This window comes from Streptomyces sp. NPDC007856 (genome assembly GCF_042868225.1).
In the GTDB taxonomy this organism is placed as follows: Bacteria; Actinomycetota; Actinomycetes; order Streptomycetales; family Streptomycetaceae; genus Streptomyces.
In genome coordinates this window covers 1-1,191 of the sequence record NZ_JBIAEC010000123.1, presented here as the reverse complement: position 1 = coordinate 1,191, position 1,191 = coordinate 1, and the positions used below count along the sequence as shown (strand labels likewise).

At 67.3% G+C, this 1,191-nt stretch carries 1 protein-coding gene; it reads left to right on the top strand.

Features of this window, described 5'->3' with window-relative positions:
- Positions 1 to 98 precede the first annotated feature (98 nt).
- The gene (locus ACFYOH_RS44875) at positions 99 to 1,037 is read left to right on the top strand and encodes a transposase (RefSeq protein ID WP_388638163.1); all 939 of its coding nucleotides are present in this window, start codon (positions 99 to 101) and stop codon (positions 1,035 to 1,037) included.
- The last annotated feature ends 154 nt before the right edge of the window (positions 1,038 to 1,191 follow it).

Genomic DNA, 1,191 nt, shown 5'->3' with positions numbered 1-1,191 from the left:
GGCTCGTAAGGCGGTGACGGGCGGACGCACGCTCATGGTCCACCGTCCCACGAACTCCGCCTGAGCAAGCAGTAATTGAAATACAAGCCCCCGGCGGGGTGGGTCTGTGCCAGGTCGCCGTCCACCTCACCTATGCCGGCGAGCGCGGCCACGCCATCATCGACCGTGCCCTGTATCTGCCCGCCGCCTGGGCCGAAGACGAGGAGCGCCGTCTGCTCACCCATGTCCCCGACGAGGTGGAGTTCGCCACCAATTCGCAGCTCCCCGCGGCCATGCTCGAGCGGGTGCGCACCCTGGACATCGCGGTGCGCTGGCTGGCCGGCGACGAGGTGTACGGCGGACGCGACCTGCGCCGTCAAGCCCGCCGGCTCGGTTTCGACTACGCGCTCGCCGTCGGCGCCGACCACCGCACCACGACCAGCGCCGGCTCCTTCACCGTCACCCAACTCGCCGACCGGGTCCCGAAGAAAGCATGGGCCAGGATGCGCACCGGACACGGTCTGAAGGGTGACCGGCATTTCGACTGGGCGCTCGTCGAGGTCCAGGCCGACGACACTCCCGACGGCCACGAGGACGGGCACGCCTACCTGGTCATCCGCCGCCACCGCTACACCGGCGAACGCTCTTTCTACCGCTGCCACTCCACCACGCCGGTCACCCTGGCGGCCCGGATCGATGTGATCACTCGCCGCTGGAAGGTCGAGGAAGACTTCCAGCTCGCAAAGGGCGCCTGCGGCCTCGACGAAGGGCAGACCACCTGCTGGAACTCCTGGATGCGCTGGACCCTGATCAGCATGCTCGCCGCCGCTGTCCTCGCCGTTACCCGCGCCCGTACCACCACCCCCGCCGGCCCGGCCCGTCTCGTCGCGGCCAACGCCCGCGAACTCATCCGCCTGCTGCGAGCCGCCGTGCTGTCCCAGCCCCGCCGCGATCTGGCGCACCTGCTGCACTGGTCCGCCTGGCGCCGCCACCACCAGTACCAGGCAGCCCAAGCCCATCGCCGCTGGAACAACATCACCGCCGCAGCAACCACTTGACCAGCAGCGGGGCTCTACCGATCAAGAACTACAGCTGCCGTGACAGAGTCAAGTAGGAATCAGTTATTCGTCGGCTTGGTTTTCGCTCGTATATGATTCACCCATGGGGAAATCTGATGGATAATTCTGGTCGATGCCGGGTGCGCTGAGATCA